Raw genomic sequence first — 19,027 nt, 5'->3', positions numbered from 1 at the left:
AAGCAGCGCCTCTTTTCTCACCTATGAATGTTTGATTATACTAAGTCTGCACGACCCTTTACTTCCTCGAGCACTGTCTTAGCGATAGCGCTTGAGAGTGGAGAGTGGTGGTCATACTCCATAGAGCTTGTTGCACGACCAGAGGTGATAGTACGCAGTGCGGTTACGTAACCGAACATCTCCGACAGTGGTACCATAGCCTTTACGATGCGTGCGCCACTGCGGGCCTCATCCATACCTTCTACCTGACCACGACGCTTGTTCAAGTCGCCGATAACATCACCCATGTTCTCCTCAGGTGTGATTACCTCGAGCTTCATGATAGGCTCCATGAGCACTGGACCTGCCTTAACGCAAGCGTTCTTGTAGGCGTTGAGTGCTGCGAGCTCGAATGAGAGCTGGTCAGAGTCAACTGGGTGGAACGAGCCATCGACGAGTGTCACCTTCATGCTGTCCATTGGATAGCCTCCGAGGATACCGTTCTTCATGGCGTTCTCGAAGCCTTTCTGTACAGATGGGATGAACTCCTTAGGAATGTTACCACCCTTAACCTCGTTAACGAACTGCAGACCGCCTTCCTTGAAGTCTTCGTCAACAGGACCAACGTTAACGATGATGTCGGCAAACTTACCGCGTCCACCCGACTGCTTCTTGTAAACCTCGCGGAGGTTAACAGTCTTGGTGATTGCTTCCTTGTAGTTAACCTGTGGCTTACCCTGGTTACACTCAACCTTGAACTCACGCTTCAGACGGTCGATGATGATATCGAGGTGAAGCTCACCCATACCAGAGATGATAGTCTGACCACTCTGCTCGTCAGTACGAACGGTGAATGTTGGGTCTTCCTCAGCGAGTTTAGCGAGACCGTTGTCAAGTTTGGCAATGTCAGCCTGGCTCTTTGGTTCTACTGCTATAGAGATCACAGTGTCAGGGAATGTCATTGACTCGAGCACGATTGGGTGCGCCTCGTCGCAGAGCGTATCACCTGTGCGAATATCCTTGAAACCTACGCCTGCACCGATATCACCGGCATCGATAGATTCCATTGGGATTTCCTTATTAGAGTTCATCTGGAACAGACGGCTGATACGCTCCTTCTTGCCTGAACGGGCATTGAAGATGTATGAGCCAGCCTCAACCTTACCTGAATAAACGCGGAAGAATACCAGACGGCCCATGTATGGGTCGGTAGCAATCTTGAAAGCCAAGGCTGATGTTGGGTCTTCATCAGAAGGCTTACGTGTCTCTTCCTCTTCAGTATCAGGGTTGGTTCCTACGATGTTCTCGATATCCATTGGAGATGGCAGGAAGGCGCATACGTAGTCAAGGAGTGGCTGAACGCCCTTGTTCTTGTATGAAGAACCGCAGATCATTGGTGTGCACTCCATAGCTACAGTACCCTTGCGTATTGCGGTGATTATCTCCTCTTCAGTGATAGAGTTAGGATCGTCGAAGTACTTCTCCATGATAGCCTCGTCGTACTCTGCAGCAGCCTCGAGCAGCTTGTTGCGCCACTCGTCGCACTCATCCTGAAGGTCAGCTGGGATGTCCTCGATGTCGTAGTCAGCACCCATGGTCTCATCGTGCCACAGGATAGCCTTCATCTTGATGAGGTCAACAACACCCTTGAAGTTCTCCTCTGCACCGATAGGCACCTGCAGAACTACGGGGTTTGCACCCAGGATGTCCTTCATCTGCTGAACAGTCTCGAAGAAGTCAGCACCCGAGCGGTCCATCTTGTTAACATAACCGATACGTGGCACGTTGTACTTGTCAGCCTGGCGCCATACGGTCTCAGACTGTGGCTGTACACCATCGGCAGCTGAGTATGTAGCTACTGCACCGTCAAGTACACGAAGTGAACGCTCAACCTCCGCGGTGAAGTCCACGTGTCCCGGAGTGTCAATTAAGTTGATCTTGTAGCTGTTGTTCTTATATTTCCAGTTACAGGTAGTGGCAGCAGATGTGATAGTGATACCACGCTCCTGCTCCTGAGCCATCCAGTCCATGGTGGCTGCACCGTCGTGCACCTCACCAATCTTGTGTGTCTTACCTGTATAGAAGAGGATACGCTCTGATGTTGTTGTCTTACCGGCATCGATGTGAGCCATAATACCGATATTACGAGTCAAATGTAAGTCGCGGTTTGCCATATTCTTTTTTCCTTTTTAATAATTAAATTAGAATCTGAAATGAGCAAATGCGCGGTTAGCCTCTGCCATACGGTGCATGTCTTCCTTACGCTTGTAAGCGCCACCCTGGTTGTTGAAAGCGTCCATGATCTCAGCAGCGAGTTTGTCAGACATTGACTTGCCGCTACGCTTGCGTGCGAAGTTGATCATGTTCTTCATAGAGATACTCTCCTTACGATCGGGACGAATTTCGGTAGGAACCTGGAATGTAGCACCACCGATACGGCGGCTCTTTACCTCTACCTGAGGAGTGATGTTGTCGAGGGCAGTCTTCCAAATCTCGAGTGCAGACTTTTCCTCGTTGCTCATCTTTGCCTTGACTGTTTCAAGGGCGTTGTAGAAGATCTCGTAAGAGATAGACTTCTTTCCATCATACATCAGATGGTTAACAAACTTTGAGACCTTCTGGTCGTTGAATACTGGATCCGGAAGGATCACGCGCTTCTTTGGTTTTGCTTTTCTCATTTTACTTTTAATGAAAATATTCTGCTTGGGGCTGTTTCTTTTTTGTTCTTCAACGCTCTCTCCAGAGCATTTACTCAACCTTCTTATAACAATCTCTCCAGCAAAACTAATTAATACTTAAGTCCTTTGGGCGATATAACCTTCTCCGGTTATTTATTTCTTTGCCTTTGGACGCTTAGCTCCGTACTTAGAACGGCGCTGTGTGCGGTTTGCTACACCAGCTGTATCAAGCGTTCCACGAACGATGTGATAACGTACACCAGGGAGGTCCTTAACACGACCGCCACGTACTAACACGATTGAGTGCTCCTGCAAGTTGTGTCCCTCTCCTGGGATGTAAGAGTTAACCTCTTTCTGGTTTGTCAGACGCACACGGGCAACTTTACGCATTGCCGAATTAGGCTTCTTAGGTGTGGTTGTATAGACACGAACACATACGCCACGACGCTGAGGACATGAGTCCAAAGCTGGCGACTTGCTCTTGTCAACAAGCACCTTTCTGCCTTTTCTTACCAATTGTTGAATTGTAGGCATTGTTCTTTATTTTTTTATGTTATTATATATTTTGTTTATTTTCTGCTTGATACACCAAGGCCTTATAAGCCCTTTTGGGGTGCAAAGGTACAACTTTTTCCCGAAACTACCTAATTTATAGGCAATAAAACTTTCCAAGTAATGAAAAAACGGGCATTTTATAAGTTTTTTTAACTATTTTTTGACCTCCATGATGGCAAAAAATACATTTTTACTTGTTTTTCTTGCATTTTTGCTTTATCTTTGCACACAATTATTCAACATGTTAGTGATGACACAAAATGATATTTCCATCATCGACACCACTGCCTTATTGCAGCGTGAGCTATCTTCCGGACGCGACATCTGCTGCACAAGAAGCGAGGCGTCGTCATTCCCCGAGATCCTGAGAAAGGATTTCCTTATAGAACATATTGCCCTTGTCATTTGCCATAAGGGCTTCTTTACGTTTACCATTGGGGAAGAGGAATGTAAGATTGGCGGCGGACACACATTGTTTATCAGCCGCGATGTACTTTTTAAGGTCATCTCCTCGTCGGCAGACTGCAGGTATTCGTTGCTATTCTATCGCATCGACTCTATACGAGAGATTCTCGGTAACACCATCATGGGAATGAAATTCCTCGACGTAGTCCATCCGCTCAACTACAACATTGTCAGAAACGACGAAGTACCCGAGCTGTGGCATTACCTCGTCCTCTTCAGGAACTTCGACACTTGCAACGGCGATGTGTTTATCGAGAAAGAAAGCCTGCTACTCAAACTTTCGCTCACCTACCGTTTATGCTCCATTTTCAGTAGGTTGAACTCACACACCGACGCATTGTCAAACCGCCAGACGGAGATATACATCAATCTCATACAACTGATTGAAAAGCACTATGAGACAGAGAGAAGCGTGAGTTTCTATGCCGACAAGTTGTGTCTATCGCCAAAATATCTCTCCGCAATATCGAAGTCGGTGTCGGGACTTACCGTACAGCAACATATCTTCAGGGCCATCATCAGACGGGGCATATTCCTCATGAACAACACCGACAAGAGCGTTAAGCAGATCTCCGACTTGCTCCACTTCCCCAACCCTTCGGCTTTCGGCACTTTCTTCAAGAAGCATACGGGATTGTCGCCACGCAACTACAGGCGGAAATAGCAAAAGCAACGATAGGAGAAAATAGCAGACGCAACGATAAGAGGAAATATAAAACGGTATTACTCACATTATGTAGATATGTACGCGCGAACATATTATTATTGTCCAAGTATCTAAAAGACTGTCGAGCATCCGCAGCTTCTCGTAGATGAACGCCGATGGCCCTACATAGGCGGGCGTTTGCACAATCAACTTGCCATCCCTCAATTCGTCAATTCGTCAACTATTAACAAAAGCTATTTACTATTCTCTACCCCCCCTGTAGCCAGGAAGGAAGACAGAGAAGCGGGAGCCTTTGCCCAACTCAGACTTCACGGCAATCTTACCGCCAAGACGCACCACGATGGCCTTGCAGATAGAGAGTCCGAGGCCTGTTCCCTGCTTGAATTCATCTTTCTTATAGAAGCGGTTGAACACCATCTTACAGTCGTCTTCATCCATGCCTATACCTGTGTCCTCAACATAGAGTTCCACCCTGTCGTCTTCGGCAGAGTATTCCCAACCAAGAGTTATCGAGCCTTCATGTGTAAACTTGCCCGCATTGGTGAGGAAGTTGCCTAAAACCTGTTGCAGACGGGAGTCATCCACCTTTACAGCCACATACGTTCTGGACTGTACGAGGCGGAAGTCGAGATGCTGCGGCATCTGCACCTTGAACGTGTTATAGACCTTTTCCACCAATTCCTGTACTGACCAGTATTTGATCACAAACTTCATCTCTCCCGACTCTATTCTCGACACGTCAAGTATATCGTTGATCAGTTTCAGGAGGAGTTCGTTGTTGGTGTTGATAGTGTCTGCAAACATTTTCTTCTCCTCAGGCGAGAAGTCAGCGTCGGGTTGGAGGATAAGGTTGGAGAAGCCCACTATAGCGTTGAGCGGTGTGCGTATCTCGTGGCTCATATTGGCGAGGAACGACTCCTTGAGTGTTGCCTCCTCTGCCATTCGCCTTGCCTCTTCCATCTCTGCCTCGCGTTCCTTAAACTGGTCGATGTTCTGCAACATGCCATATGAATGTAGGAAATGTCCGTTCTGGTCGAGTATTCCTTTTCCGCGGATGAGATACCAACGGTATCTGCCGTCGTGGTCGAAGTCGCCTCTCACCTCCACGGTCATATAGTGTCCTTTGTTTGAATTCTCTATGGCATAGTCGTAGGCATCCCTAAAGTCGGGATGAATCATCTGCTTGAACTCATTGACGTCGATGTCGTGTGGTGTCTGCTTATAGTATTCCCAGAAGTCGTGTCTTAACTTGACGGTGTTGCCCACCCTTTCCCATGTGAAGGTGAGGTTGTCGCTCGTCACCATCGAGTAGAGCAGGTTGTCGTGTTCCATCTGCTGCCGGGCTGCTTTCTTCTGTTTGTTGAGTCGCATGAGGAGGTAGAGGACGACTATCACCATTACGAAACTGAAGAATATGCCGCCATATTCCAATACTAAGAACAGTCGTGGATAGCGGTCGCGGAACGTAAGGTTTACCACCTCGAATCCATCGGGCAGGGTGCTGACCTTATATCCGTTCTTCTTCGCTTGCCGCCAGTCGATATGATAAGCCTGACGGGAGTATTCCTGTGGAATGTCTTTCGGGTCGGTGCCGTTGAGTATCTTCACTGCAGCCTCCACCATCTGGTCGGCAATGCTCTCCGCCGAGGCGAAATAGCCTGCAAGGATCTTTCCTTCGGGATTGCCGAAATCCATCCATGTGGCTGTGAGCATGGGCTTGCCGCTGCTGATGTTCACCATGTTCATCGACTCGTCGTCGTATTTTGTCTGTATATACGTAAACTCCTGGTTCCTTCCCGCCACGAGCGTCAGGTTATCATTGCCCAACGAGTCTTGCTTGACGTCCATGTGGGTGTTGAGCGAGAGGTTGCGCAGAGAGAAGGGTGTGAACGAGAACTTATGTTCCTGTGCATTCAGTCGGCACTCAAAGAGTGTGAGATGCCAGTCGAGATTGTTGACGATATCCCTCTTGGTGGCGATCTGCTCTGAAGAGTATCTCTTTATCACCTTGTCGAGCACACGGTCAGAGATCATGGTGAAGGTGGCATAGGAGCCGAAGAGCTGGTGGGCGAGATAGATATTCTTCACCACGTTGATGCTGTCCATATATCCTGTGATATTTGGATGTTTGACCAACATTCCGCGGTTAGGATAGATCACCGAGCCATAGACCACCGGGACGGTCTTTATCAGTGTGTCATAGGTGTGGAGTGTGGAGTATGTCACCTCGTCGCCCACGGTCATGATAAGGTCGGGCTTGCCATTGCGCTGGCATTCATCGAGTATGCGTTGACATTCGTTTATCTCGTCGTTGTGCGAGCGTATGAGACAGTCGATGTAATAGTAGGAAATGTCCACCGACTGCTTTCTTTTCTTAAAGGCTTCTTCGAGCGACTCGCGAAACAGGGCATAGCTATACTGGTTCTCGTCGAACGAGAACATCACCACAACTTTCTTGGCTCCTTCCCTATTACACGAATAGACAGCAACAGCCATGAACAGTGTGGCCAAGGCTATTGCTCCAAGAAACATGTATCGTCGAGTCACTCTTTTCATCTTTTTTGTATAAGTAAAACCTTAGTTGAAGATATATTTCACACCGATCTGCATGCGCCAGCAGTTGTTGTTGTTGCGCTGTACGTCGAAGGTGTGGTCGATGAGCTTGGTGTTGCCATCAGAGTCCTTGTAGGTACTGAGCTTATACTGAGGCACGCCATTGGCATCGACACGGTTTTTAGTGTCCACCACGAGGGGTTGGTAAGCCGCTGCGATAGCCGTCTTGGTGCATCCCCACTTGCTGTTGAGCAGGTTGCCGAAGTTGAGGATGTCGAAGTTGAGCTGCAGGCGGTTGACGCTCTTGCCAGCCTTGACCTTTATCTCCTGTGTCAGTCTGACGTCGAAGCGGTTAAACCAAGGGTTGTAAGCGCCGTAAGCCTGGGCATATTCGCCCTTATGCTTGCTGAGGTAAGGGTCCTGGTTGATGAAGTTCCAGAAGGCCTCTTTCTGCTGTTCGGGCGTGAAGGTCGGTCCGTTCTTTATGGCGTTCTCCACGAAGTTCATCTCGTCTTTCGACGCGGGTATATATATAAGGTCGTAGCCTTTACCGTCGTTGTTCATGTCGCCGTTGTAGAGATAGCTGTAAGTACCGTTCTTTCTTCCCTGATAGAACACCGAGATGCGTGTTGACATGTTGTCGTCGAGGTAATCCACTTTGTATGCCGCCGACGCGATGATGCGGTGTGGCGAATGGAGGTAACTTGGGTGTGACGACTGTTCGAAGTTGATGCCATTCACCTGGTGATGGTTTGTCACAGCGTTCTCTATCTGGTTGCTGAGCAAACTGTTGACGCTCTTTGCCGTTGTCCATGTGTAAGCTGCCATAAGGTCAAGGTTTTTCAGCGGGCGCATCTTTATCTGTGCCATGATGTTGGCTGAGTAACCCTTGTCGGTGTTTTTCAGCTCGTAGGCATATCCGATTTTAGGATAGATGCGCATATCGACATTGCCGGGATAGTAATAGCGGTTGTCAGGACCTTCGAAGCGTTTTGCCGTTGCCTTTTCCATGTCGATATTTGCATCGTAGATGGAGAGAGCTTTGAAGTCCTTGGCGTATGTACCTTCCAGTGTGAACATATTGTCAAAGCCGAGCGGCATTTTCCAGTCGAGGGCGAGTGTTGTCTTCCATGTCTGCGGCATCTTGAAGTTCTTGTCGATGGCGATGAGGTTGTTTTTCGCTCCTGGCTGTGTAGGGAAGAGCGTCTTGAGGTCGTCGGGGAGCGAAGGCACTATCTCTGTAAGCACTTGCTGCGGTGTGCGCACTCCTCCGGCGAGGTATGGCAGCAGCGCGTTGGCGGCGTTGGAGATATTTACCGTGGTCTGCAGCATGCCTGAACCTTCTTGTATCTTACTGAAGAAGATCAGCGGGAAGCGGCCTGTGAAGATACCTGTTCCTCCACGGAGCACAAGGCTGCCGTCTTTTGTCAGGTCGTAGTTGAATCCCACTCGTGGCGCAATCATCATCTTGTTGCCGGGCCATTCGCCAGTGTTGAGCTTGGTGCCGTTGAAGTCAAGGTCGGCCACCGAGGGATTTTCGTAGCGGTGGTTGGTGTACATCGGCATGTCCATCCTCACGCCATAGAGCAGTCTGAGGCGCTTGCTCACCTGCCATTCGTCCTGCAAGTAAGCCGAGAGGCGGTTGTAGGTGACATCAGAGAGGGCTCGCTCTTCGCCGGTCAGCGACCAGCACATGGCGAATGCCACGGGGGCCTTTTTGTTTACGAAGTCGTCGTATGAGGCATAGCGGTAGTATCCTGCGCCATATTTCATGTAGCAGTTTGACGCTACGGTAGATTCAAATCCCGCTCCGAGGGTGAGATAATGGTCGCCGAGTGAGATGTTGAGGTCGTCGGTGATGTTCCAGCTCTTCTCGTTGATACCGTTTTTCCATGCATGTGGGTCGTATCCGGCCGACATATAGGCGTGATTTTTGCCGTCGCCGTCATATGTCTTCATAATCTCAATATTGGGGAATGCGGCGTCACACTCGCGGTTGTTGGCATCGTTGAAGGTAAACGCCCCGCGCAGTTTGTTGCTTATTGTGTTGCCGAAACGGCTGTTGAGTTCAGCAGTGAGCGAATAGACGTTGTCTATCTTCTTCCAGTTAGAGCCGTCAAACACCATAGAGAGTGTTCCCACTCGTGCGTCGTTGAGCCCCACGCCCGGACTTGCGAAGGCGTTGTCCTTCTTTCCGTTGGTCTGGTTATAGCGCAGTGTTAACTGGTGGTTGTCATTTATGTTCCAGTCGATGCGCGACATGAGTCTGAAGAACTTGTTGTCGCCTGTGAAGTTGGTGTATGAACCGGCATCCCATCCGTACATCGTCTTGAGGTCGTTGGCAAAGCGCTGTGCGTCGGCCAAACTGACGCGCGAGATGAGGTTCTTGCCGTCTTCCACGCCGTCTTCCGAGCATCGCCACTGGTGAATCTCGAGTGGCGTGTTTTCGAGTTCGGCGCTGACGAAGAAGAAGAGTTTGTCTTTTATTATCGGACCACCAAGAGTGAGTCCGTAGATGGTACGCTTTATGTCGCCGCGAGGTGCGGTAAGCTCCTCGCCGTCAACCTTGTTTCCGCGCAGCGACTCGTCTTTATAATAGTGGTATGCCGAACCGGTAAAGCGATTAGTACCTTTCTTTGTGATGGCGTTGATGGTGGCGCCCATGAAGTTGGAGTTCTTCACGTCGAACGCCGAGGTCACCACCTGAACGTCTTCGAGTGCCTCGATGGCAAATGGAGTGCCACCGCCAGGCATCTTCTCGCGGTCGAGCCCCATGTTTGAGTTGAAGTTTGCTCCATCCACGCTGAAGTTATTCATACGGTCGTCGCGACCGCCTATCACTCCTGCGTCGAGGTAGTATGGAGACATGGCGAGAATGTCCATCATGTTTCTGTTGATGGAAGGGAGATTGTCGATGGTCTCCTCGGTGAAGTTTTCCGATCCGCCGGTCTTGCGCAATGCTGCCTGACTGCGCACCACCACTTCTTGCAGTTCGTTACCAGTCTCAAGAGTGACGTCACAAGAGTATGTCTGTCCGAGGTTTACACGAGTAATCTTTATTACACCTTTCTTATGTCCTACAAAAGAAACCTCCATGCGCTAAGGGCCGCCTGGCTGTACTCCATTGATTCGGAATTGTCCTTTCGAGTTTGAGACGGCAGCATATACCGTACCTGTCTCTATCTCAGTCACTTTTACTATTGCTCCAGGCAGATTGTCTTCGGCGTCAGCTACTGTTCCTACTATTGTCGATGTGGTGTTTTGGGCAATGGCAAACACCCCGGAAACCATTAACAGAAGTAGCATCACTGCTATCCTATTAAACATCTTTTCTCTCATAATTTTTTTAACCATTCTTTACTTTTTACTATTCAATAATTCCAATTGAGTCAGTGATTTCTCTGCAAAGATAATAATAATTAAGATATTTACAAAACTTTTGCGGTTTATTTTAGTTTTATTAACTAAACAGATTAAATAATCTGGGGGAGGGGTACACACGTTCGTGAGGTCCTTAAGGTTCCGCAGACTACCTCTCCGCCCAGTCAGCTCGGTCGAGGTTGCGGTAGCCTATGGACTCGGCGATGTGCTGTGCCGAGACGCAGGGAGAGGCGCAACGTCGGCGAAATGTTCCGATTCAAGACCATCCATAGTGATAATATAACACTCGGGAACCACATCATTATATGTGAACCCCCACCAGTATGCCACTATCTTCGAACATATAAATAGGTAATGCGGCTTTATTCTTAAAAAAACATAATTTTGTTGGTAAAAATTTGCAAATGCGAAATATTTTCATTAACTTTGTGGCATCAAAATACGAGAAGAATGGAAAGTACGGAGATTATAAAGAACGCAGGCCTAAAAATCACTCCGCAACGTAAAGTGGTTTATGAGGTTATGATGGAATTGCGTCATGCTGCCATTGATGAAATAATCAAGTGTGTGCAATCCAAAGATAATCAGATAACCATCTCAACCATCTATCGCATTCTTGATTCGTTTTGCAAGGCTAATCTGTTATCACTTGTGTTCCATCCCGAAGTGGGGAAAAACTATTATGACATTACCGTGACAGAGCATCACCACATATTCGATGGAGAGAGCATCTTGGATTATATGGATGAAGGGCTTACGGAATTGATACGACAGTATTTGAAAGAAAAGAATTTTGCATCGGTTGACATTAGCCGAATACAGGTGCAGATAACGATAAATAACCCAAAGTTAAACTCTAAAAAGTAAAAAGTATGAGAAGTATCACGACTTTCGATTTGCAGTATGCACATCGGTTCTATGGCTTCCAAGGCGAAGCCCAGTATCTTCACGGTCACACTGGCACACTGACCATTGAGGTGGAAGATACGGTTGAAGAAGGTGTAAACATGGTGTACCCTTGTAATGAAATCCAAAAGGTGGCATGGAGCCTGTTGAAGAATTTTGACCATGCCTTGGTGCTCCGCGAAGATGACCCTTTGCTTCCTGCCATTCTTGATGTGTATGAAAAGCAAGGCATCAAAAACGGCCATCCGCAAAACAAAATGAAAGGAGAGGCCTTCAAGACCGAATTGGCAACGGCTTACCCCGATGCCCGTCTGGTTGTTACCAAAGAAACCATGACAGTGGAAGGTATGATTAAGATTGTATATGACTTGTTGAAAGACAAACTGAACATCGCTAAAATCACTTTCACAAGCGGTGTGAATGCCGCTTCTGCTGAGTTTACCACAAAGAATAACATCGACCGCTGTCCTCTTTGCGGTGTCGCCCTCAATGCGGATGGAGTATGCCCAAAATGTGGTTATCGTAAAAAATAATCCACGTAAAGCTGCATATAAAATAAAGTGATGATGAAAATACGGGTGGAAAAGATTTCACTCTTTTCCACCCGTATTGTACAAGTTAGAAAAATAATTTGAAATTCGGCTAATGGCTTCAACCTTTGTTTCCATAACCACATCGGCATATACCTGTGTTGAATTTATAAAAGTTAACGGCAGGAAAATTGTTGCGAAAAGATGTGGATCGTTGATAAAAAAAGTGCTACCTTCGCAGCTGTAAACTTAATAAAAAAAACATCCAGTTATGATAAAAGTATTTGTTATGCCTACATGCCCCGACTGCACCAAGGTGATAGAAAGGGTGAAAGACAATCCCGAGTACCTTATTATAGATATAGGCGCTCATGTGAGAAACCTGAAAGAGTTTCTCTTCCTTCGCGACAACGACCCCGTTTTCGACGCCGCAAAACGATATGGTTTCGCAGGCATCCCTTGTTTCGTGCTCGACGACGGCACGGTGACACTGTCGTCGCTCGAAGCTGGCATTGGAGCCAAAAGCAGTGAAGGCTCGTCGTGCAGGATCGACGGTTCCGGTTGCTGACAGTCTGCTACTACAGCTCGGGACAACAACTGACAGTAGCGCCTCTTCCTTCTTCATCCATTACGTCTCATGGCCAAGATATCAGATCTGTTGACAATAGACTACAGCATCTTCGCCTTTCCCTCAGGACTGGCATTGGGGGCTGCTGTCGTGGCATTGCTGTATGTAGTGGAGCGCAGATGGGGACGGTGCAAGGCGGTAGAACGGGCTCGGTCGCCACATGCCGCGTGCCTGCTACTCGGCCTCATAGCCGCCTACGTCGTGGCAGGAGGACTATTGCCTGCGCTGGCCGACTTCTCGTCGTCGTGGCCTTTCGTAACCTTGCTCTCCGCCTTGGAGATGCACCTCGCACTTGTGATAATACATCGTCTAAGGTCGTTCCACTTCCGGCGCGACCTTGCCTTTATACTTGTTCACGCAGGATTATGGCTTGCCTTGTTCAGCGGCATGGCGGGAGCAGCCGACACGCGGAAAACCGACATCTTCGTCACGGTGCAGCCAGCAGGCCGCTCCCCTCGCCTACTCTCGTTCGACATTGACAGAAATCCCGCCGACGGCTCGCCAATACAGTATTCGGCTACAGTAGTGATGGATGGCGACACGATTGGCGTTGCCGTCAACAGTCCTTACAGCGCCAGCATTGCCGACGATATCTATCTCGTTGATTTCGACACCGATATGGCTACAGGCGAAGTGACCTATTGCGTGCTGCAGAACGTTCACCAGCCATGGAAATATCCTTTGCTTGCCGGCATCGTCATGCTCCTTACAGGTACCTTGGCGCTGACACTTAGAAAGAGAAAGGAGGCAGAGAGATGATCACATGGGGCTTGTTTCTGCCTTTTGCCATCGTAGCGGCATTGTTCTGGCTTATGGGCACTGTGGCTGCCTTAAGGCAAAAAGAGGGCGTCAGCAGGTTTTGTGTCTTTTCAATGGCGGCAGGCACAGTGGTTTATTCAGCTTTCATCGCCGGACTATGGTATGGTCTCGGCCGTCCGCCGCTGCGCACACTGGGCGAGACCCGACTATGGTATTCGCTGTTTATGATCGTCTCCTGCTTAATGGTGTACATCCGTTGGCATTACCGCTGGATTCCGCTCTCATCGACCATCGTGGCACTGGTGTTTGTGACTATAAACATCGTCCGGCCCGACATCCACGACCAGAGTCTCATGCCCGCCCTGCAGAGCGCATGGTTCATTCCCCACGTCACGGTATATATGTTTTCCTACAGCATCTTCGGCTGCGCCTTCCTGCTTGCCATAGCTGGGCTGTGGCAGCGTTCGGAGCGTTATCTGTCCACCTGCGACAGCCTCGCCCGCATAGGCATCGCCTTCCTGACGTTCGGCATGCTTTCGGGATGCATCTGGGCAAAACAGGCTTGGGGCGACTTCTGGACATGGGACCCGAAGGAGACATGGGCAGCCGCCACGTGGGCGGTTTATCTCGGCTATATCCACCACCGTCTCCGTCCACGCAGCCATCGCGCATACTGGTGGCTCATCATCGGATTCCTGCTACTCCAGATGTGCTGGTATGGAGTCAACTTCCTGCCCTCGGCAAGTTGGAGTATGCATAGTTATTAAAAGAGGTATGCTTTCAGAGGTACGTCGTTTTTTTTATCCAAATAATTTTGCCTTTGTTTGTCTTCCAACCTTTAATCTTCAACCTTCAATTTTCAATCTTCACCCTTCTTCGCCTTCTTATTGAATCGCCATGTCAGTCGCACCATGCAATAGCGGGGGATGACGTTGTAGAAGGTTTGGGTCATACCCTGGGCATTGACGTAGTGGCGCGCGTTGCTGAGTTTGCCGAGGATGTCGAGGGCGTCAAACTGCAAGAGGAGATTGCCGTTGACGGTTATCTGAACACAGGCTTATGGTTGACATCCATTCCTGTTAGCCAGAATGTTCCCAACGTTGAATGTATATAGACTTCTTTGGATAGCTTTTCACACTGAAAACTTTTGCTGAGAATAGTGTCGGCTATTGGCCTATAGTGATTATCCAGCGCCAATGAATCATTAGAACCTATGAAGTTGAATGTGATAAAAGTTATTAAAAGTCTTGCTAAAAATGTGATTTATCTTCGTTATTACATTTATTTTCAGTAACTTTGCCGACAAAATAAGAAACATTGTTACACTAAATGTTTTACTGATATGGAAACGAAGCAACTAAAGCGACTGCCCGTGGGCATACAGACATTCTCAAACATCATTGAGGATGATATGCTATATATCGATAAGACTGAGTACGTCTGGAACATGATACACCTCAGCAAGTATATCTTCCTGAGCCGTCCGAGGCGGTTTGGCAAGTCGTTGCTTATATCTACACTTCAGGCTTATTTCGAGGGAAGGAAGGAATTGTTCAAGGGTCTCTTTATCGAAACAGTGGAGAAGGAATGGACGGAATATCCTGTGCTGAGATTCAGCATGGCATCGGGCAAGCACATGGAGAAGGATCAGTTGGAACGATACCTTGGCAATCGCCTTGCAGAGTATGAAAAGAAATACGGCATCACCAATCCAGCCACTGACAACAACGACCGTTTGACGGCATTGATACAGGCAGCATACAAAAAGACAGGCAAAAAGGTTGTCATACTCATCGACGAGTACGATGCCCCGCTGCTCGACGTGGTCCATGAGGAGCAAAACTTGCCAGTGCTGCGCAATGTTATGCGCAATTTCTATTCGCCCTTGAAAGACTGCGACCCATACTTGCAATTTGTCTTCCTTACAGGCATAACAAAGTTCTCGCAGCTCAGCATCTTCAGCGAGCTTAACAACTTGACAAATATCTCCATGTATCCGGAGTTTGCGGGAATCTGCGGTATCACGAAAGAAGAAGTGCTGACACAGATGCAGGAATATACCGAGAGATTGGCCCGAGTCAACGAGTGGACCATCGAAGAGTCGATAAACCAACTGAAGCAACAGTATGACGGCTACCACTTCACTTGGCCTTCGCCCGACATTTTCAATCCCTTCAGCCTGCTAAACGCTTTCAATGTGAATCGCATCGAGAACTACTGGTTCTCGTCGGGCACTCCGACGTATCTCATCGAGATGCTGAGGAAGTTCAATGTCGTGCCTTCAAAAATAGGTGGCGGAAAGGTGTTGGCATCCGCCTTCGATGCTCCTACCGAAAACATGAAGGACATTACTCCGCTGCTCTATCAGAGCGGCTATATCACTATAAAGGACTACAATAAGGCTACCAAACTATACACACTCGACATTCCTAACACCGAGATCCGTGTAGGACTGATGGACAGCCTCTTGCCAAATTATGTGCATGAGTATTGCGTTGAAGGAGGCACAACAATAGGCTACATGTATCTTGCATTGCTTAATGAAGACCTCGACGAGATGTTCCGCCTCCTCCAGACTTATCTCCTCACTGTGCCATATTGCGACAACGCCAACTCAGAGGGGCATTACCAGCAGCTGCTCTACGTCATCTTCTCGCTCTTCGGAAGATATGTAGAGGTGGAGGTTCACACACCGACTGGTCGTGTGGATATAGTGATGAAGACCGCCAAGGCTCTCTACCTCTTTGAGCTTAAACTGAATATGTCCGCCCAGGCTGCCATAAAGCAGATAGACCTCAAGGACTACTCCTCGAAGTTTGCCCTCTCAGGTTTGCCTATAGTAAAAGTCGGTATCAACTTCGACCCCGAACGCCGCACTATATGCGATTGGAAAGTTGAAAGTTGAAAATTGGAGATTGAAGGGGCTGACCTTGATGTCGAGCACATTGCCCTGGGGGTCAACGAGTTTGTAGGTGGGATAGCAGGAGATATGGAAATATTATCTTAACTTCGCTTTTATAATATTGGCCAAATACCATAATGAAAATTGGCCAAATGGCATAATGGACTTGCATAGCTTGATGAACACCGCTGAAAATATATAATGTGTGAAGAACTTGCGTAGCTTGATGAGCTTGCGAAGAACTTGCTTCAGCTTGATGAACACCTCTTTTAATTGACAATGTGTGAATAATCAATCATCATTTATCGAAAGGGCAGGACAATGACCTGTCCCCTGTCCCGAAAAGATTATTTCTTTGGAAAAAATCAGTTTTTTATGAATTATTTCTTTGGAAAATGTCATTTTCCCATGAATTATTTCTTTGGATTATTTTATTTTTCGTAATTTTGCAGCCGAAAAACTTCAATTTATCGGTTGAATAAGTATATCTTAACAACATCCGTCATGTATTATAATAGACATATAGACAAATATCTTTCAGAATGGGCATCACGCGACACGCATAAGCCCATACTCCTCAGGGGAGCCAGACAAGTCGGGAAATCCACTGCCGTAAGACAACTCGGCAGACAGTTTGCCAGCTACGTTGAAATCAATCTGGAGAGAGAACCGCAATATAAGGCAGCTTTCCTTCCCGATCTCAATGTCGACCGCATCATTTCTCAGATTTCCGCAATATGTCGCCGTCGAATAGAACCAGGCAAGACCCTCCTCTTTATCGATGAGATACAGGAATGTCCCGAAGCCATCATGTCCCTTCGTTTTTTCAAGGAAGACATGCCATCTCTTCATGTCATTGCCGCAGGTTCTCTCCTGGAGTTCGCACTTGAGTCTCTCCCCACATTCGGAGTGGGGCGCATCCACTCCATGTTTATGTATCCGATGACCTTCGATGAGTTTCTCCTTGCCAACGGAGAAGACTTGCTGGTAGAAGCCCGAGACCAGGCCACCCATTCGTCCCCTCTTCCGTTGCCCCTTCATGACAAACTGGTCAGTCTGCTGCGTACCTATATGCTCGTTGGTGGAATGCCCGAGTGTGTTGCCAAATGGGTAGCCACCCACGACTATCTCCTGTGCCAGGAATTGCAGGACGACATCCTCACCAGCTACGAAGACGATTTCCCAAAATACCGCAAACGAATAGACATCACCCTTCTCCGGCATACGCTCCGCAGCGCAGCGATGCAAGCCACCAAGAAGTTCGTCTTTTCCCAAGTCGGCGACTACAAGGCTGCCGATGTGAAGCGTGCTCTTGACATGCTCACGCAGGCAGGCATTCTCATACCCGTTACCCACTCCGATGCCAACGGCCTCCCCCTCGGCAGCGAAGCCAACACTTCCTACAGGAAATACCTTCTGCTCGATACCGGACTCACACTCCGTCTGCTCCACATGTCCCTGGGCGACATTTCCGACGTTACCACACATATTCTTACTGCTACTGTTTCCGACTTGGTCAACAAGGGAGCAATGGCAGAACTTGTTGCTGGTCTTGAAATGGTCCATTATCAGACGCCTAATCTTCGTCATGAATTGTATTATTGGGTTCGTCTTTCCAAGAATGCGCTGGCAGAGATAGACTATCTGTTACCCCACCGTCTCCATGTGCTTCCGATTGAGGTCAAGGCTGGGACACAAGGAGGAATGAAAAGTCTTTGGTCATTCATGCGTGACAAGCATCTCACAGAAGCCGTGCGCTGTTCACTTGAAAATTTTGGGGCGTTTGACTATACTGACAAAGAAGATAACGATACCGTACGTCACATCAACATCTGTCCGCTATATGCCCTGTCCAGCCTGTTCCGTAGCTCATAAGAAATGAATGAGCGTTGTACTAATTTTTCCTGCGGTGAAAAAAGCTAAAGCCCTTCGGCTTATAACCTCCCACCACAATATTACAGTTCATCAAACACTTGCGCAGCTTGATGAGCACCGCTATTAATAAACAAGTTGCGAAGAACTTGCGTAGCTTGATGAACTCCTCTTTTGATAGACAATGTGTGAAGAACTTGCGTAGCTTGATGAGCTTGCGAAGAACTTGCATAGCTTGATGAACACCGCTGAAAATATATAATGTGTGAAGAACTTGCGTAGCTTGATGAGCTTGCGAAGAACTTGCGTAGCTTGATGAACACCGCTGAAAATATATAATGTGTGAAGAACTTGCGTAGCTTGATGAGCTTGCGAATAATCAATCATCATTTATCGAAAAGGCAGGACAATGATGAAGTGAACCCCCAAAGTTGGACACAACACTTACTGTTCATATGCGAAGAAGAACATTAGAAGAAAAGTTAGAAGCTATTAGATTAGTAGAGGCGGGCAACTCTCCTCGTTCAGTGTCTGACCGTTTACACATTGGACACCATCAAATTTATGAGTGGTTATACATTTATAAAGAAAAAGGAGTCTCCGGACTTGAAAACAAGCGTATATGTAAGAAAAACCAGTATTCATTTGAAAAAAAATGCGAAATTATTCGTGAATATCAAGAATCTGAGCTAACTTTGCCTGAGATTAGTTCTAAGCATGGTATCTCGGCTAGTACCTTAGTCGGCTGGCTGTCCAAGTTCAACAAGGGTGGAAAGGATGCGCTTGCAAGTAAGCAACCATCGCCAAGAGAACAATCCAGGAGCATTATGAAAAGATTACCAAAGGAAGAGTGTGAGAAGGAAAACGAGAGGCTCCGCAGGGAGATCGAACGCCTCAGGGCGGAGAACCTGCTGCTAAAAAAAGTGAAAGCCTTAGTCGAGGAAAGAGAGTCCCGAAACAGAAGGATTGGGCGCGGGCCATTGACGAACTAAGGCGCGAGGAGCATGTGGATCTCAATCTCCTGTTGGAGTTGAAGAAGATGGCACGCAGCACTTTTTACTATCACATGAAAAATATTGGCAATGATGACAAATACAAGGATGTGAAGGACAAAATAGCAACAATATTCCACAAGCACAAAGGCCGGTACGG

At 47.8% G+C, this 19,027-nt stretch carries 16 protein-coding genes; 9 read left to right on the top strand and 7 right to left on the bottom strand.

What is annotated here, in order from left to right:
* Positions 1–35: 35 nt before the first annotated feature.
* The 3 genes from fusA to rpsL all read right to left on the bottom strand — a co-directional run bounded on the left by fusA (position 36) and on the right by rpsL (position 3,191).
* Positions 36–2,153, bottom strand: a complete 2,118-nt coding sequence (gene fusA / locus CIK99_RS05410; RefSeq protein WP_094380548.1) for an elongation factor G — start codon at positions 2,151–2,153, stop codon at positions 36–38.
* 27 nt (positions 2,154–2,180) lie between these two features.
* Positions 2,181–2,735: a 30S ribosomal protein S7 gene (rpsG, locus tag CIK99_RS05405; protein ID WP_173805312.1), complete on the bottom strand. Its 555-nt coding sequence runs from the start codon at positions 2,733–2,735 to the stop codon at positions 2,181–2,183.
* A gap of 75 nt (positions 2,736–2,810) precedes the next feature.
* A complete protein-coding gene (gene rpsL / locus CIK99_RS05400; protein WP_094380547.1) occupies positions 2,811–3,191 on the bottom strand; it encodes a 30S ribosomal protein S12 in 381 nt (126 codons plus the stop codon).
* Between the two features lie 262 nt (positions 3,192–3,453).
* Between rpsL and CIK99_RS05395 the strand changes: the two genes are divergently transcribed.
* A complete protein-coding gene (locus CIK99_RS05395; RefSeq protein WP_216822785.1) occupies positions 3,454–4,341 on the top strand; it encodes an AraC family transcriptional regulator in 888 nt (295 codons plus the stop codon).
* A gap of 243 nt (positions 4,342–4,584) precedes the next feature.
* On the opposite strand, the gene CIK99_RS05390 is transcribed toward CIK99_RS05395, so the two are convergent.
* Genes CIK99_RS05390 through CIK99_RS05380 form a run of 3 tightly spaced genes read right to left on the bottom strand, consistent with a single transcriptional unit; the run spans position 4,585 to position 10,236 of the window.
* On the bottom strand, positions 4,585–6,900 hold the full coding sequence (locus tag CIK99_RS05390) for an ATP-binding protein (protein ID WP_094380545.1): 2,316 nt from the start codon (positions 6,898–6,900) through the stop codon (positions 4,585–4,587).
* 21 nt (positions 6,901–6,921) lie between these two features.
* Positions 6,922–9,993: a TonB-dependent siderophore receptor gene (locus CIK99_RS05385; protein ID WP_094380544.1), complete on the bottom strand. Its 3,072-nt coding sequence runs from the start codon at positions 9,991–9,993 to the stop codon at positions 6,922–6,924.
* A 3-nt stretch (positions 9,994–9,996) separates the two neighbouring features.
* Positions 9,997–10,236, bottom strand: a complete 240-nt coding sequence (locus CIK99_RS05380; RefSeq protein ID WP_158215910.1) for a carboxypeptidase-like regulatory domain-containing protein — start codon at positions 10,234–10,236, stop codon at positions 9,997–9,999.
* Positions 10,237–10,728: 492 nt separating this feature from the next.
* On the opposite strand from CIK99_RS05380, the gene CIK99_RS05375 reads away from it, so the two are divergent.
* The 5 genes from CIK99_RS05375 to ccsA all read left to right on the top strand — a co-directional run bounded on the left by CIK99_RS05375 (position 10,729) and on the right by ccsA (position 13,868).
* A complete protein-coding gene (locus CIK99_RS05375) occupies positions 10,729–11,145 on the top strand; it encodes a Fur family transcriptional regulator (protein WP_094380542.1) in 417 nt (138 codons plus the stop codon).
* Positions 11,146–11,150: 5 nt separating this feature from the next.
* Entirely contained in the window at positions 11,151–11,717 is a 567-nt protein-coding gene (locus tag CIK99_RS05370; RefSeq protein ID WP_094380541.1) for a 6-carboxytetrahydropterin synthase, read from the top strand.
* 268 nt (positions 11,718–11,985) lie between these two features.
* Positions 11,986–12,282: a glutaredoxin-related protein gene (locus tag CIK99_RS05365; RefSeq protein WP_094380540.1), complete on the top strand. Its 297-nt coding sequence runs from the start codon at positions 11,986–11,988 to the stop codon at positions 12,280–12,282.
* Positions 12,283–12,351: 69 nt separating this feature from the next.
* The gene (locus CIK99_RS05360; RefSeq protein ID WP_094380539.1) at positions 12,352–13,101 is read left to right on the top strand and encodes a hypothetical protein; all 750 of its coding nucleotides are present in this window, start codon (positions 12,352–12,354) and stop codon (positions 13,099–13,101) included.
* Positions 13,098–13,868 (top strand): cytochrome c biogenesis protein CcsA, encoded by a 771-nt coding sequence (ccsA, locus tag CIK99_RS05355; protein ID WP_094380538.1) that lies wholly within the window; start codon positions 13,098–13,100, stop codon positions 13,866–13,868. The genes CIK99_RS05360 and ccsA overlap by 4 nt, the downstream gene beginning before the upstream one ends.
* Positions 13,869–13,960: 92 nt before the next feature.
* Here the strand turns inward: ccsA and CIK99_RS15230 are convergent, their stop codons facing one another.
* Positions 13,961–14,122 (bottom strand): hypothetical protein, encoded by a 162-nt coding sequence (locus tag CIK99_RS15230; RefSeq protein ID WP_158215909.1) that lies wholly within the window; start codon positions 14,120–14,122, stop codon positions 13,961–13,963.
* Positions 14,123–14,443: 321 nt separating this feature from the next.
* Here CIK99_RS15230 and CIK99_RS05345 point away from each other — a divergent pair, with 321 nt between their 5' ends.
* The 3 genes from CIK99_RS05345 (at position 14,444) to CIK99_RS05330 (ending at position 18,867) form a co-directional block, all read left to right on the top strand.
* Complete coding sequence (locus CIK99_RS05345; protein ID WP_094380536.1) at positions 14,444–16,006, top strand: ATP-binding protein; 1,563 nt, start codon at positions 14,444–14,446, stop codon at positions 16,004–16,006.
* 501 nt (positions 16,007–16,507) lie between these two features.
* On the top strand, positions 16,508–17,878 hold the full coding sequence (locus tag CIK99_RS05340; RefSeq protein WP_094380535.1) for an ATP-binding protein: 1,371 nt from the start codon (positions 16,508–16,510) through the stop codon (positions 17,876–17,878).
* A gap of 452 nt (positions 17,879–18,330) precedes the next feature.
* On the top strand, positions 18,331–18,867 hold the full coding sequence (locus tag CIK99_RS05330; protein WP_094379475.1) for a helix-turn-helix domain-containing protein: 537 nt from the start codon (positions 18,331–18,333) through the stop codon (positions 18,865–18,867).
* Positions 18,868–19,027 lie beyond the last annotated feature (160 nt).

Origin of the sequence: Prevotella sp. P5-92 (assembly GCF_002251245.1) — a bacterium.
Taxonomy (GTDB): domain Bacteria; phylum Bacteroidota; class Bacteroidia; order Bacteroidales; family Bacteroidaceae; genus Prevotella.
Note: the sequence above shows the minus strand (reverse complement) of the source record. Positions and strands in the feature narration are given on the sequence as shown.

Bases quoted from the DNA above. Each gene is read 5' to 3' on its own strand.
- CIK99_RS05395 (WP_216822785.1), top strand. From the start codon at position 3,454: ATGTTAGTGATGACACAAAATGATATTTCCATCATCGACACCACTGCC.
- CIK99_RS05370 (WP_094380541.1), top strand. From the start codon at position 11,151: ATGAGAAGTATCACGACTTTCGATTTGCAGTATGCACATCGGTTCTAT.
- CIK99_RS05380 (WP_158215910.1), bottom strand. From the start codon at position 10,236: ATGAGAGAAAAGATGTTTAATAGGATAGCAGTGATGCTACTTCTGTTA.
- CIK99_RS05375 (WP_094380542.1), top strand. From the start codon at position 10,729: ATGGAAAGTACGGAGATTATAAAGAACGCAGGCCTAAAAATCACTCCG.
- CIK99_RS05360 (WP_094380539.1), top strand. From the start codon at position 12,352: ATGGCCAAGATATCAGATCTGTTGACAATAGACTACAGCATCTTCGCC.
- ccsA (WP_094380538.1), top strand. From the start codon at position 13,098: ATGATCACATGGGGCTTGTTTCTGCCTTTTGCCATCGTAGCGGCATTG.
- CIK99_RS05345 (WP_094380536.1), top strand. From the start codon at position 14,444: ATGGAAACGAAGCAACTAAAGCGACTGCCCGTGGGCATACAGACATTC.
- rpsL (WP_094380547.1), bottom strand. From the start codon at position 3,191: ATGCCTACAATTCAACAATTGGTAAGAAAAGGCAGAAAGGTGCTTGTT.
- CIK99_RS05390 (WP_094380545.1), bottom strand. From the start codon at position 6,900: ATGAAAAGAGTGACTCGACGATACATGTTTCTTGGAGCAATAGCCTTG.
- CIK99_RS05365 (WP_094380540.1), top strand. From the start codon at position 11,986: ATGATAAAAGTATTTGTTATGCCTACATGCCCCGACTGCACCAAGGTG.
- CIK99_RS05340 (WP_094380535.1), top strand. From the start codon at position 16,508: ATGTATTATAATAGACATATAGACAAATATCTTTCAGAATGGGCATCA.
- CIK99_RS05330 (WP_094379475.1), top strand. From the start codon at position 18,331: ATGCGAAGAAGAACATTAGAAGAAAAGTTAGAAGCTATTAGATTAGTA.
- CIK99_RS05385 (WP_094380544.1), bottom strand. From the start codon at position 9,993: ATGGAGGTTTCTTTTGTAGGACATAAGAAAGGTGTAATAAAGATTACT.
- fusA (WP_094380548.1), bottom strand. From the start codon at position 2,153: ATGGCAAACCGCGACTTACATTTGACTCGTAATATCGGTATTATGGCT.